The sequence below is a fragment of the Lawsonibacter sp. LCP25S3_E2 genome, assembly GCF_052117285.1.
Lineage (GTDB): Bacteria > Bacillota > Clostridia > Oscillospirales > Oscillospiraceae > Lawsonibacter.
In genome coordinates, this window is sequence record NZ_JBQKJL010000016.1 from 22,270 (window position 1) to 34,597 (window position 12,328).

Annotated in this window: 12 protein-coding genes and 1 pseudogene; 6 read left to right on the forward strand and 7 right to left on the reverse strand. The window is 56.2% G+C overall.

Annotated features, from left to right (window positions below; all coding sequences use genetic code 11):
* Positions 1 to 94 precede the first annotated feature (94 nt).
* The gene (locus ACTQ3R_RS12700) at positions 95 to 940 is read left to right on the forward strand and encodes a hypothetical protein (protein WP_130848157.1); all 846 of its coding nucleotides are present in this window, start codon (positions 95 to 97) and stop codon (positions 938 to 940) included.
* On the opposite strand, the gene ACTQ3R_RS12705 is transcribed toward ACTQ3R_RS12700, so the two are convergent.
* Complete coding sequence (locus tag ACTQ3R_RS12705; protein WP_441779593.1) at positions 937 to 1,299, reverse strand: molecular chaperone GrpE; 363 nt, start codon at positions 1,297 to 1,299, stop codon at positions 937 to 939. The two genes, ACTQ3R_RS12700 and ACTQ3R_RS12705, sit on opposite strands and share 4 nt — an antisense overlap.
* A 102-nt stretch (positions 1,300 to 1,401) precedes the next feature.
* On the opposite strand from ACTQ3R_RS12705, the gene ACTQ3R_RS12710 reads away from it, so the two are divergent.
* The 3 genes from ACTQ3R_RS12710 to ACTQ3R_RS12720 all read left to right on the forward strand — a co-directional run bounded on the left by ACTQ3R_RS12710 (position 1,402) and on the right by ACTQ3R_RS12720 (position 6,241).
* Positions 1,402 to 1,755, forward strand: a complete 354-nt coding sequence (locus tag ACTQ3R_RS12710) for a PrgI family protein (protein ID WP_441779594.1) — start codon at positions 1,402 to 1,404, stop codon at positions 1,753 to 1,755.
* Positions 1,748 to 4,084, forward strand: coding sequence for a VirB4-like conjugal transfer ATPase, CD1110 family (locus ACTQ3R_RS12715; protein WP_441779595.1), 2,337 nt, complete (start codon positions 1,748 to 1,750; stop codon positions 4,082 to 4,084). Before ACTQ3R_RS12710 ends, ACTQ3R_RS12715 begins: the two co-directional genes overlap by 8 nt.
* 90 nt (positions 4,085 to 4,174) lie before the next feature.
* Positions 4,175 to 6,241, forward strand: coding sequence for an NlpC/P60 family protein (locus ACTQ3R_RS12720; RefSeq protein ID WP_441779596.1), 2,067 nt, complete (start codon positions 4,175 to 4,177; stop codon positions 6,239 to 6,241).
* 58 nt (positions 6,242 to 6,299) lie between these two features.
* Here ACTQ3R_RS12720 and ACTQ3R_RS12725 read toward each other — a convergent pair whose 3' ends face one another.
* Entirely contained in the window at positions 6,300 to 6,527 is a 228-nt protein-coding gene (locus tag ACTQ3R_RS12725) for a helix-turn-helix domain-containing protein (protein WP_008979978.1), read from the reverse strand.
* 210 nt (positions 6,528 to 6,737) lie between these two features.
* Positions 6,738 to 7,088, reverse strand: a pseudogene (locus ACTQ3R_RS12730) (relaxase/mobilization nuclease domain-containing protein); the annotation flags it as partial.
* A gap of 199 nt (positions 7,089 to 7,287) precedes the next feature.
* Here ACTQ3R_RS12730 and ACTQ3R_RS12735 point away from each other — a divergent pair.
* Together ACTQ3R_RS12735 and istB are read left to right on the forward strand one after the other, a co-directional pair.
* Entirely contained in the window at positions 7,288 to 7,641 is a 354-nt protein-coding gene (locus tag ACTQ3R_RS12735) for a hypothetical protein (protein ID WP_441779597.1), read from the forward strand.
* Entirely contained in the window at positions 7,634 to 8,368 is a 735-nt protein-coding gene (gene istB, locus ACTQ3R_RS12740) for an IS21-like element helper ATPase IstB (RefSeq protein ID WP_441779598.1), read from the forward strand. Before ACTQ3R_RS12735 ends, istB begins: the two co-directional genes overlap by 8 nt.
* Before the next feature lie 384 nt (positions 8,369 to 8,752).
* Here the strand turns inward: istB and ACTQ3R_RS12745 are convergent, their stop codons facing one another.
* From ACTQ3R_RS12745 to ACTQ3R_RS12760, 4 genes are all read right to left on the reverse strand, one after another.
* Entirely contained in the window at positions 8,753 to 9,133 is a 381-nt protein-coding gene (locus ACTQ3R_RS12745; protein ID WP_075705351.1) for a hypothetical protein, read from the reverse strand.
* Positions 9,134 to 9,236: 103 nt separating this feature from the next.
* Positions 9,237 to 9,806 (reverse strand): DUF6935 domain-containing protein, encoded by a 570-nt coding sequence (locus tag ACTQ3R_RS12750; RefSeq protein WP_087347534.1) that lies wholly within the window; start codon positions 9,804 to 9,806, stop codon positions 9,237 to 9,239.
* A 49-nt stretch (positions 9,807 to 9,855) separates the two neighbouring features.
* The gene (locus ACTQ3R_RS12755) at positions 9,856 to 10,986 is read right to left on the reverse strand and encodes a hypothetical protein (RefSeq protein ID WP_441779599.1); all 1,131 of its coding nucleotides are present in this window, start codon (positions 10,984 to 10,986) and stop codon (positions 9,856 to 9,858) included.
* Between the two features lie 15 nt (positions 10,987 to 11,001).
* Positions 11,002 to 12,318 (reverse strand): TPM domain-containing protein, encoded by a 1,317-nt coding sequence (locus ACTQ3R_RS12760; protein WP_441779600.1) that lies wholly within the window; start codon positions 12,316 to 12,318, stop codon positions 11,002 to 11,004.
* Positions 12,319 to 12,328 lie beyond the last annotated feature (10 nt).

Below are 12,328 nucleotides of genomic sequence, written 5' to 3' on the forward strand. Positions count from 1 at the left end.
GAAACATATGAACACCCACGGCCCATTTTGCGGGCCGTGGGTGAGAAAGGAGTGGCTGCAACATGAAGTACAGCCTGTACGGGAGGTGATGTAATTGGGCAGTGGAAACTGGATCGTAGACAATCTGAATTCCGCCCTGCAGACCTGGAACGACAAACTTGCGGAGATCTGGACTTTGATCAGCACCACCCCGGAGGAATTCAAAGGCGGCGGGATCTGGAACGTGATCGTCAGCATCAACGGCGCGCTCCAAGCCATCGGCTACGCTCTGCTGGTGCTCTTTTTCGTGATGGGCGTAGTCAAGACCTGCGGCAGCTTTACCGAGATCAAGCGCCCGGAGGTGGCCTTCAAGTGCTTTATCCGCTTTGTATTGGCCCAGGCGGCAGTGACCTATGGCATGGAACTGATGAACGCCCTGTTCCGAATAGCCCAGGGTGCAGTATCCACCATCATGGACGCATCCGGCATGACTGCCATGTCACCCACCACACTGCCGGAGGAACTCATTACTGCCATTGAAAGCGTGGGACTGTTGGAATCCATCCCCCTCTGGGCGGTCACCCTGCTGGGGTCTCTGTTTATCTGGGTTCTCTCCCTCATTATGATCCTAACCGTTTACTCCCGCTTTTTCAAGCTCTATATGGCAACCGCTATCGCACCCATCCCTCTGTCTAGTTTTGCGGGACAGCCCTCCAGCAGCATCGGCGTCGCTTTCCTCAAAAGCTATGCCGCCATCTGCCTGGAGGGCTGTATCATTGTGCTGGCCTGCGTCATTTTTTCGCAGTTTGCCTCCGCCCCACCTGCTGTGGGCGACGCTTCCACAGCACCGGCCACACTGGTCTGGAACTACATTGGAGAATTGATCTTCAATATGCTGGTGCTGGTAGGCTCGATCAAGATGAGCGACCGGATCATCCGGGAATTGATGGGGCTTGGTTAGTTATCGTCAAACAGGTCATCCACCTGGATCTTATATCCTCCATCCGGTTCTGGTTTCCCATACATTTGTGCCTCCCGCATACGGTTGAGCACGATAAGCTCCAGCATCTTGTCCTCCCTCCGCCGAAGCAGAATGCCACGAACCTTCCGAATCAGGGAAACTACCCAGGATAGGACTACCACCGCCAGCAGCGCATACCAGATGACGTTGGCCAGAGTCTGGTGGGCATAATACCATTCATGGAACACGGTGGGGACGACCAGCGCATATAGCAGTGGAATGGTCAGGCGAAACACGGCTGCCAACCGGAACACAATGGAGAGAAAAATCATTACAATCCCGAGCATCAAGTATGCCATACGCTCCACTCCCTTTCTAAGTTGAGCAAATGGTACCATAGCCAGGCAGACTTTGCAACGGTCTGTCCATGAAAACCAAACAGAAATGTAGGAGGTGAGACCTTGGAGGTCCGTATCAATAAAGAGGTACGCAATTATCAGGAAAGCCTATTCTTCGGCCTGTCCCTGCGGCAATTTTTGTTTGCCCTTCTGGCCGTTCTGGTGGCGCTGGCCATGTACTTTTGCCTGCGTCCGGTTCTTGGGACAGGCGAGATCGGCTGGGTGTGCATCCTAGCCGCGTTCCCCTTTGCCCTGGGCGGTTTTTTCACCTACAACGGCATGACCCTGGAACGCTTTCTCATGGCTTATATCCGCTCGGAATTTCTCATGCCCAAACGGCTCTTATTCCGAACGGAGGATCTCTATGTCAAACTCATGGAACACGCATCAATAAAGGAGGCCATCCGACTTGATTAAGACCCTTCAAAATACACTGAAGCAGGACAAAGAGCACCTTTCGGTGCCCAAGTCCGTACAGGATACCATCCCCATCCGCCGTCTCTGGCCGGATGGGCTTTTTCAGTTTGGCGGGAAATTCTCGAAAACCGTCCGCTTTTCCGACATCAATTACGCCATCGCTTCCAAAGAGGACAAGACCTCCATGTTCCTGGGCTACTCGGAACTGCTCAATGCCCTGGACACCGGCTCTACCACCAAAATCACCATTAACAACAAACGGCTCAACCGCCGCAACTTTGAGCAGGAAATCCTGATCCCGCCCCAGGGGGACCATTTGGACGGGGGCCGTTCGGAGTACAACGCCATGCTGCTGGACAAGGTCACCGACTCCTCCAACAGCATGGTGCAGGAGCGATATGTCACAGTATCCGCCCATAAGAAAACGCCCGAGGAGGCACGCACCTTCTTTGACCGGGTCATGAATGATGTGACTACCCGGCTCAATCACCTGGATTCCCACTGTGAGGAGCTGGACGCGGTGGAGCGGCTGCGTGTGCTCCATGATTTTTACCGGGTGGGCGAGGAGTCCCGGTTCCATATCGATCTGCGGGAGTGCATGAAAACAGGCCGTTCCTTTAAGGACGCCATCTGCCCGGACAGCATGGAGTTTCGGAAGGATCACTTCATCATGGGCGATAAATATGGCCGGGCCATGTTCCTCAAGGAGTATGCCAGCTATATCAAGGACTCCATGATCAATGAGCTTACCAGCCTGAACCGCACCATGATGCTGTCCATAGATGTGATCCCCGTCCCCACCGATGAGGCTGTGCGGGAGATGCAGAACCGCCTGCTGGGGGTGGAGACCAATGTCACCAACTGGCAGAGGCGGCAGAACAGCAACAATAACTTCTCCGCGGTGGTGCCCTACGACCTGGAGCAGCAGCGGAAAGAGACGCGGGAAATGCTGGATGACCTGACCACACGGGATCAGCGGATGATGTTCGCTGTGGTGACTCTGGTGCATTTGGCCGACAGCAAGGAGGAGCTGGACAGCGATACAGAGACCCTCCAATCCATCGCACGCAAGCATTTGTGTCAGCTAACTACTCTGAACTGGCAGCAGGACGTGGGCCTTGTTACCGCTCTCCCCATGGGACTGCGGCGGATCGACGCCCTGCGGACCCTGACCACCGAGGCCCTGGCCGTCCTCATGCCCTTCAAAGCCCAGGAGATCCGGGACCGGGGCGGCATCTACTACGGCCAGAATGTCATCAGCAAAAATCTCATCATTGCCGACCGCAAGCAGCTCCTCAACGGCAACGGATTTGTTCTGGGGGTGTCCGGCTCCGGTAAATCCTTTACTGCCAAGCGGGAGATTACCGCCCTGGCTCTCTCTACCCAGGATGACATCCTGATCATCGATCCGGAGTCGGAATACCGTCCTCTGGTAGAAGGGCTGGGGGGCGAGGTGGTGGAGATCTCCGCCACCTCCAGCAACCACATCAACGCCATGGACATGGAGCAGGGCTACGGCGAGGGGGAAAACCCCGTGGTGCTGAAATCGGAGTTCCTGCTTTCTCTCTGTGAGCAGTCTGTGGGGGCCGGAAAGCTGTCTGCCAAGGAGAAGTCTATCATCGACCGCTGTACAGCACAGTGCTACCACGACTATGTGCGGGACGGCTGCCTGGGCCAGGCCCCCACACTCCAGGACTTTCACGCCGAACTGCTGCGCCAGCCGGAGGCAGAGGCGCGGGATGTGGCTCTGGCCCTGGAACTGTTCACGGAGGGCAGTCTCAACACCTTTGCCAAACCCACCAATGTGGACATGAGCTCCCGCATCGCCTGTTATGACATCCGGAAGCTTGGCAAACAGCTGCTCTCCATGGGCATGCTGGTGATCCTGGACAGCTTTCTCAACCGAATCACCCGCAACCGCCGCCTGGGGCGGAATACCTGGATCTATATCGATGAGATTTATCTGCTGTTCCAGCATGAGTACAGCGCCAACTTTCTGTTCACCCTTTGGAAGCGGGTGCGGAAGTACGGTGCCTGCTGTACCGGCCTGACCCAGAATGTGGACGATCTGCTCCAGTCCCACACAGCCCGGACCATGCTGGCCAACAGTGAATTCCTGGTCATGCTCAACCAGGCCAGCACCGACCGGCTGGAGCTGGCCCGGCTGCTGAACATCTCCGACAACCAGCTCTCCTACATCACCAATGTGGACTTTGGACGGGGTCTCATCAAGTGCGGCAGCGCCATTGTGCCCTTCATGGACAATTTCCCCCGTCATACGCAGCTCTATAAACTGATGACCACCAAGCCCTCTGACTTGGCCGCGTAATAAAACCAGGGAGGGGCCAAGGCCCCTCCCTCCTGGATCGAGGTGAGATATATCGATAAAATCAAAGAGAAACCCCAGGTGCAGCACACTTTGAAAGAACGGGTCAAGTCCGCGCCGAAGGAATTGATCCGGCGGGGGCTGGATGACGGCACAGAGCGCCTGCGGGGCCAGCTGCGGGACACGGCCCAACACGGCCAACGGGATAACTTCGGCGGTGACCAGCTGGGCGATGCCGAGGTGAGCGGTGTCAAACGGGCGAAGCAGCTGGCCGAGCGTCTGCTGGGAAAACGAAAGAAAGGTGCAAAGCACACCCCGGATGCAGGCCCGGACAGCTACCCTGGCAGTCATGATACTCCGGAAGCCGCAAAGCCAAGAGATGACAGTATTCTGCCTCCAAGGGACCGTCTTCATGGGAGGGAAGCGGGAGATCCGCTCCGGGCGCAGAGTGCGGGCAGAAGCCGCCCCCAGCCGCAGTCCGCACTCCACACGCCTCAAAAAAGAAATATCAAGACCAAGGACGCCTATCTGAAGATGCAAGCCGATCCCGCGCCTGTCACACCGCCAAGCGCCTTGCAGCAGGGAAAAGCGTCCTTTGTGCGGGAGCGCCAGGGTACCCTTCTCCGCAGCGGAAAACTGGGTCGGCGCTTGCCCGCAGGAGAGGACGTTCCCTCCGCAGCTCCTCCCTCGGGAAAACGGCCACAAGGTATGGACATCCACAAACAGCCACGGCAGGTGTCAGGGCAGGCGGGCGGTTCTCGTGTGCAGTCCAAGCCTCACAGGGAGACCCCCAGACAGGCCATGGGCGGTACCGCCAAAACAGCAGTGAAAGAACGGGGCGCGCCGGTCAAGCAAGCTGCCCATCCCGTTCGCAAGACAGCTGGGATCGGAAAGCCAGGTGGGAAACCGCCATCAAAGGCATTCTCGGCCCGACAGGCCCGCCGTGCGGCGGAGGCGGGAGCCAGACTGGCGCGAACTCAAAAGGCCGCAAAGGCAACCCGTGTGACCGCCAGGCAGGCCGCACAGGCGGCAAATCGTGCGCTCCGCGCCGTGATCGGGGCAGCTAAGGCTCTGGCCGCCGCGGCCACAGCAGGCGGTGGAGTAGTGATTGCGGTGGTGGTTGTCATCTGTCTGTGCGGCATCATCCTCGCCTCACCGCTGGGCATCTTTTTTGCCGGGCCTGATGAAACAACCGGAGCCATCTCTCCCGCCCAGGCGGTGGCACAGATCAATGGCGAATTGGGAGAGAAGATCTCCAGTATGCAGGCGGAGGGTGGATATGACACGCTGGAGATCCAGGGACAGCCGCCCCTCTGGTCTGATATTTTGGCGGTGTTTGCCGCCAAAACGGCGGGCGCTTCTGATGGAACGACTGTGGCGATATTGGATGCGGCCAATGTGGAGGCCCTGCGCACAGTTTTCTGGGACATGACAAAGCTGACCTCCTCCTCCAGAGAGGTGGAACATCCCGCCTCCGGAGACACTCCGGCCTGGACAGAGCAAATACTCACTGTGACGATCACCGCAAGGACGCCGGATGATATGCGGGTATTTTATTCTTTCACAGAGGAACAGAACAAAGCTCTGGATGAACTGCTGGAAAATTCCGACATGCTGGCTGCCTTGGCCGGGGATCTCACGATCTCAGACGCCACAGCAAAGAAGCTGCTGGCTGACCTGCCCGCTGATCTAGACCCAGAACGCCGGGCTGTGGTTGAGACCGCCTGCAGACTGGTAGGCAAGGTCAACTACTTCTGGGGAGGTAAATCTTTGGTAATTGGCTGGGACTCCCGCTGGGGCCAACTCACCAAGGTATGGGCAGACGGCAGTTCGACTACCGGAACCTACCTGCCTTACGGGCTAGATTGCAGTGGATTTATCGATTGGGTATTTTACAATGTCACTGATGGAGAGTACGTCATAGGCCACGGCGGCGGCGCTCACATGCAGCACACCTACTGTATCCCCATCTCTTGGAATGAGGCCCAGCCAGGTGATCTGGTATTCTATCCCGGTGACGAGCATGTGGGGATCGTAGGCGGCAGAGATGAAAGAGGAAACCTGCTCATCATCCACTGTGCGTTCAGCCAAAATAATGTGGTGATCACCGGCCTGGAGGGCTTTACCTCCATTGGACGTCCACTGTATTATGGGGAATAAAATAAATCTCACGGTGAGACGAAATTCCTTTCGGAATAAGGTCTCGCCGTGAGATTTTTTAATCTTCAAACAGTTTGGAAACTGGGATCTCCAGCACTTCCGCGATCTTAAATATGGTTTCCATAGATACGCCGAACGGTCTTGTTGGACTCTCGACTTTTGCCACAAATGACCATGATTTGCCGATTGCATCAGCAAAGGCTTCCTGGGTCATGCCATGCAATTTTCGGTAGTATTGCACTTTCAGGCCAAACCGTATGAATTGTTCCCGATATGCTGTCTCCATAATGCACCCCTTTTATTAAAAGGGTATCATTAAAATGAGAAAATATTTATGGAGCGTAATTGTTATTTATAGCAATACAATGATATAATCAAGCAATACAAGGATAGAAAAGGCGGCAATCCATTTGCGGATTGCCGCCTCAAAATGGCACATTCCATACCAAGCAAAATCGCACAGGAGAAGTCAGGGCATCTTTGGGCGCTGATATTCCAAGAGGCCGATCTGGTAAAGTCCCTCCCGGTGGCACATCTCCATGACTTCGCTGCGGAAATACCGCATGGCTGCTGCGGTGCAGCGGTGTTTGTCCCCGGCTCTGGTGTCGCTTGCCCTGTCCATGTAGGGCTTGCGCTCCACTTCGGCAATCCGCAGACTGTTGATGACAATATGCACATGGATATTGCCGCTGTGGTTGTGTCCGTCCGGGTGGGTGCAGACAAGGGCTTGGTGTCCGGGAAAATGCTCTTTGCAGTAGGCCAGCCCCAACGCCTGCGCCCGGTCAACGGTCAGGACATTGTCGGCTGCGTCCCGTGGGTCAAAACTGATGATATAGTGGTGGCTCTTACACGACGCTTACCGTGAGTAAAACAGGCTTTGCAACGATTGAGACGAATAAATACGGGCTATCTCCCATGCTGGCCGGCGAAAAAGTACAGGCCAAAATCTTCTAGACCATGTAGAGTTTTACCACGACCACAGACCGGTTGGACGCTTTCCCAGAAGCTACAAGACCAATGATGAGGTCTACGACTGGACGCAGTATGTGTCCACCCTCTGCAAAAAGCCAGGAGCGATTGAGCATACCCGTTTCTTCCACCAAATGCCGCAACGGTGGCAGGATTATCTTGCTTCCACCAAGGGAAAAGAGCGGAAGAGCGCCCTGCAACTTCTCAGCGAAATCGTTGCTGACGGAAACTCTGAGTTCTGTGATGATGCTCTGGAAATGGCAGCCGCCAATGGCCGGGTCGATGTGGACAGCCTGCGGCAGTGTTATTACATGATTGCCAAGAAGGAGTACCGCCCAGATCCGCTTAAACTCTCCGGAGCCCCATTGCTGAACTACAATCCAAACCTCTCAGCCTATGATGGCCTGATGGGAGGTGAGGCTCATGGCTGAACAGATTGAACAGCTCATGCGGCAAGTGAAGCTGGGCGGCATGGCGAAAGGCTGGCGGAGCGTCCCCTACGAAAATACCGAGCAGTATGTGACCGATCTCTTGACACTGGAATTGCAGGAACGAGAAACCAACCGGATTAACCGCATGGTAAAGACGGCTGGTTTCCGGGTGATGAAGACACTGGATGATTTTGTGTGGAACTCCGCCATTGAACTTCCTGGCGGCTTGCCACAGGAATACATGACCGACCTCCAGTTCCTTGCCCCAAAAGAGAACCTGATTTTTATGGGGAGCGTTGGGACGGGAAAGACCCATCTGGCTACGGCTATTGCTTTGAAAGCCTGCCAGGAGGGGCGGCGTGTCCGTTTCTTTACTGCGGCTGAGTTGGCAAACATACTGCTGGAAAAGAACACCAAGGGAACCTTGAACAATTACCTGGGTACGCTGAAAAAGGTAGAGCTTGTTGTGATTGACGAGATTGGTTTCGTCCCTCTGCACAAGGACGCCGCTGAACTGCTGTTCCAAGTGATTTCCGATTGCTACGAGCGCAAGAGCCTGATTATTACTTCAAACCTGGAGTTCTCTCAGTGGAACACTGCCTTTGGGGACAACCGCCTGACTGCGGCGCTCGTTGACCGGCTTATCCACCACAGCCATATTGTGATTTTCTCTGGGGAAAGCTACCGGCTTACCCAGTCCCTGAACCGCCAGAGGGCATACACTTAGGGTACTCAAAATTAGTGCAAAAGGGCTTTGGGCACCGATGTGAGCACTTGGCCCCTATTGGCACCGATGCGAGCGTTTGGCCTCCGGGGGACCGATGTGAGCATTAGGCCCCCAGGGCACTCACTCTTGCAAAAGGCCCTCATCTTTCCGGGTACTCAAAAGGTGAGCATTTGGTACTTGGGAAAAACATTGCTCACGACATGAAATCTGGTGCTGAAGGTGCTCACTTTTTTGGGGCCCTTTTGCTCACATTTTCGTTTGACAAACACACGCACTGAGGACAGCAGATCCATTTTGACTCATGCCGCATAGCAATCACCCATTTATTCGTAGTTACAAGTTAGATAATTGCAGTTGGTTTTTCTTCATTGATACCCAATCATTCTATGAAAACGCCGCCAATTTCGCCAGCAGATATGCCAGAGAACTATCATAGAAGACGAAATCATCGATCAGTCCGGCATTTTTTGCATCTATGACACGGCTGCATACGGCGGACTGTTCCGGCCTGACCAGAAGCAGGATCTTGAGGTCCTGTTCAACCTGCCGAAGAGGTTGGCAGATCCCGACCGCCTGATCCATATCCGCCTGATCCACAATATCCAATATCACCACATCCGCATGAAAGATATCAACGCCGACCACAGCCTGCGGATAATGGAGCTGGGCCGCCCACAGGAAGTCAAGCTCCGGCTTTGCCTGGATGGCCGCTGACAACCCCTGTCCCAGCACCTTATTGGATGATATAAACAGCACTGTTTTCATGATCGGCACCCTCTATCCAATCCGATAAATACAGATGGTTTTCTGATCGCTCCCGCCTGCTCCGGCTTCCATGAGCCGAGCCTCCACAGCCGCGCCGCCTGACTCAAGCCCAGGGGTCGGCGGACTTAGGGGTGCGGACACCGGTGAGCAGATATTGCTCCCAGAGGAACCATTTCCCATCGCTGCCCCGCTGTCGGAGTTTGATGGGGCGAGGGCTGTCCGCGCCGCCGCAGGGGATAAACAGTTTCATATAGCCCTGCTCCTCACCGGAAACATGGTTGCTTTCCACCCGGATGGTATAGGGCTGGTTGGGTGTGTAATTGTTGTCGGGGGTAGAGCCGGCAAAGTAGGTGAAGGGAAGGTAGGTCTTTCCGTCACGGAAGCGGTCGTTTAAGAAGGAGATCTCCTGTCCGCTCAAAGGACGGGGCCCCCGCAGCCAATTCAGCATATCCGTGCCGATCTGCCGGTCAGCGGCATAGGCGCACAGGGCCAGCACGGTCAGCGCCGCCGCCTGAAAGGGGGTGTCAAGGGCCGCCTCCGGGAGAGCCTGCAGCTGGGCAAGGCTCTCAGGGAGGGCCGCAAAGGTAAAGGTTTCCCGCTTGTTTCCAATGGCTGTGGCTGCCGTCGCCGCGGCATCCACGGCGGACTGCTTTAGCCTGTCAAAAATACTCATACAAATACTCCTTTCACGCCTGTCCCACACTCGTGCGCCTGATGTTCTCTCAGCCATAGGCGCGTATCAGATCCATACAGGTCATGCCCTCGCCAAAAAAGGGTGGACACACACCGGTTTCACGATCCTGCTGGATATGGAGAGATTCGCCGGATGGGTCGATCAGCACCGGGAAGCTGCCGCTCATGCGGGTGCCCGCGCCGTCCGAGAGGTCCAGATACAGGCAGTCGCCCTCCATACGCCAGATGCCGGAATACGAGTACGCATACTCCTGCCCATCCTCCGGCTGATGGTAGAGATCGATGCGTCCGGAATAGTCCGGGTCGCTGTCGCCCCAGCCGAACTCCATGTACCAGTGCTCGCAGGTCCAATTTGTGTAAGCCAGCCCCCAGTCTGTGGGCGGCAGCCACCAGTCGTCCCCGGACGGCTCCCAGTCCTCGGGGTAGTCCAACCCGGTCACATAGCCCCAGATGCCGAAATCCATCAGCATGGGAAGGTAGTTCTCCCCGGTGGGCACGATGGGAATGCCGTATTCATCGGTCAGTGGGAGCCACTTCATCTCCACGCCATCGTTTGTCACAAGGATGATCTCCGTGTCCGGTTCATCCCGCCATTGCTCATAATTTACGAATATCAGTACAGGCTGGGCACACTCTTCCCGGTAGAGCACCTCACCCGGTACAGGCCAAACGCCGTTACCGAGAGATTCCCAGGTGATATGGTTCACGGCAAGGCTGGTATTCTCATCCCGGGGAACGATGCAGAATAAATCACCCCAACCTGCGCCGAGGATACATTCGGCCGGTATATGCAGCAGAAACGGCATGGCCTCCACCAATCCGGCACAATTCTCCACCAGCCAGTCCGACAGTGGGGTGGAGTCCCCCTGCTTCCTGTATCCCAGATAGGCGACCGCGCCGGCGTACTGGTCATCGTATGCCATGGCGTCATACAACAGGTTCAGGGACTCCTCCGCCAATTCCGCCTCCGCTGTTTCTTCCCCGCTGCCGGAGAACACACCCACCCCGGAATCTTTTTCTCCCTTGCTGCCGGAAAGGGTGCCTATCGCACCGTTCGTTTCAACGGGCGGTGTGTCTTCTCCTCCGCAGGCGGACAGGCCAAGGGCCAGTGCCATGCACAAAATCGCCGGGAGAAAGCGGCGCCGGAGCAAATTCTTCATCATCCGGCCTCCTTCTCAGAATTTCCCGCTGCGGCCGCTGCCGCCGCCCCCGCTTTCGCTGTAGGTGCTGCCGCCGCTGCCGCCCGAGCTCTCTTTCTGGATCTTGGTGCGTGTTTCAGTGGTATGGGTGTACCGGTCGTACTGCTTTGTCAGGTGTAAGCCGCCAGCGGTGAGGTACGCATCGGCTTCCGCCTTTTGATGGACGGACTTCATCTTACGCAGCAGCCACAGGCAAACCGTCCCCGCGGCCAGACAGGAGCATCCTGCTGAAATGACGAACCAGATCCAGTAAGGACGGCGCACCGGCTTGCCGGCGTCGGCCTTCGTCAGATATTCCTCGCAGGCGTCTAAGTAATTGGAAATGCCGCCATACCAGTCGTTTTCCCCAAAATCGCCCAGGAATTGCTCCTCCAGCTTCTCCTGCCCATATTCATCAAAGGCATACTCGGCGTATTCGCCGTAGACGAACATGGCATAGTTCTGCTCGGCCATGCTCAGGAGCACGATGATGCCGTCCCGCCCGCTGCCCATACCGAGCTCACTGCCGTGATAGAGCTGATAGGTGACCTCATAGACGCTGCCGTTTCCGTATTCCGTGTAATCATCTACAAGAGCAAAATAAACGCCGCAATCCTGCTTTTGGGAAATAGCTTCGGCCCGAGCCTCCAGCTTTTCCCACTTCTCATAGGGAAGAAGGTCTGCCGCATCAAATACATACCGCATCGTGGCACTGTCCTGCACCGGTTCTTCCACGCCGACATCCTCGCCGGAGCCGGCCGGCGGGCAATTTGTGAGGATGTAATCCTCCGCCGTTTCTGCCATGGCGTCCACTGCCTGGGTCAGCGCCACGGCGCTCATGGTCATGTCCTCGCCGTTCCACGCCCGCGCCGCCATATAGGGCTGTACCGCATCGTAGACGGCGCCGGACAATTCCTGGCCGTTGCCCCGCTCATCGCTCAGTCTGGCGTAGACACACCAGTCATTTTCGTCAACCATCCTGTAGGTATCCCCATCCTGCGGTTCCAGCAGAATGGTCAGCGTAACGCCCTCCTTGTGCTCGCCATAGCCATAATCATATTCCTCATAGATCCCCGCGGCGGCGTCGCCAAGTCTGTCATAGCTGTTTTGGGTCAATACATCCACCCGCAGATCAAGGCCCAGCGTCTGGGAGAGCTGGGGGAGGGCCTGTTCTCCTTGCATGGTCAGCTCCTGCGATCCCAAGGATTCCGTTTCGTCATAGATCACGCCGTACTCCATTGCCGCCATTGCGGGAGTGCAGAGGGACAGCGCCAACAGGAACGCCAGCGCGAGAGCAGTATATGCTTTCTTCATATCCGGTCCG

What these genes read in the sequence shown, in the direction of transcription:
- ACTQ3R_RS12705 (WP_441779593.1), bottom strand. Translation starts at nt 1,299, where the DNA reads ATGGCATACTTGATGCTCGGGATTGTAATGATTTTTCTCTCCATTGTG.
- ACTQ3R_RS12725 (WP_008979978.1), bottom strand. Translation starts at nt 6,527, where the DNA reads ATGGAGACAGCATATCGGGAACAATTCATACGGTTTGGCCTGAAAGTG.
- istB (WP_441779598.1), top strand. Translation starts at nt 7,634, where the DNA reads ATGGCTGAACAGATTGAACAGCTCATGCGGCAAGTGAAGCTGGGCGGC.
- ACTQ3R_RS12745 (WP_075705351.1), bottom strand. Translation starts at nt 9,133, where the DNA reads ATGAAAACAGTGCTGTTTATATCATCCAATAAGGTGCTGGGACAGGGG.
- ACTQ3R_RS12750 (WP_087347534.1), bottom strand. Translation starts at nt 9,806, where the DNA reads ATGAGTATTTTTGACAGGCTAAAGCAGTCCGCCGTGGATGCCGCGGCG.
- ACTQ3R_RS12755 (WP_441779599.1), bottom strand. Translation starts at nt 10,986, where the DNA reads ATGAAGAATTTGCTCCGGCGCCGCTTTCTCCCGGCGATTTTGTGCATG.
- ACTQ3R_RS12760 (WP_441779600.1), bottom strand. Translation starts at nt 12,318, where the DNA reads ATGAAGAAAGCATATACTGCTCTCGCGCTGGCGTTCCTGTTGGCGCTG.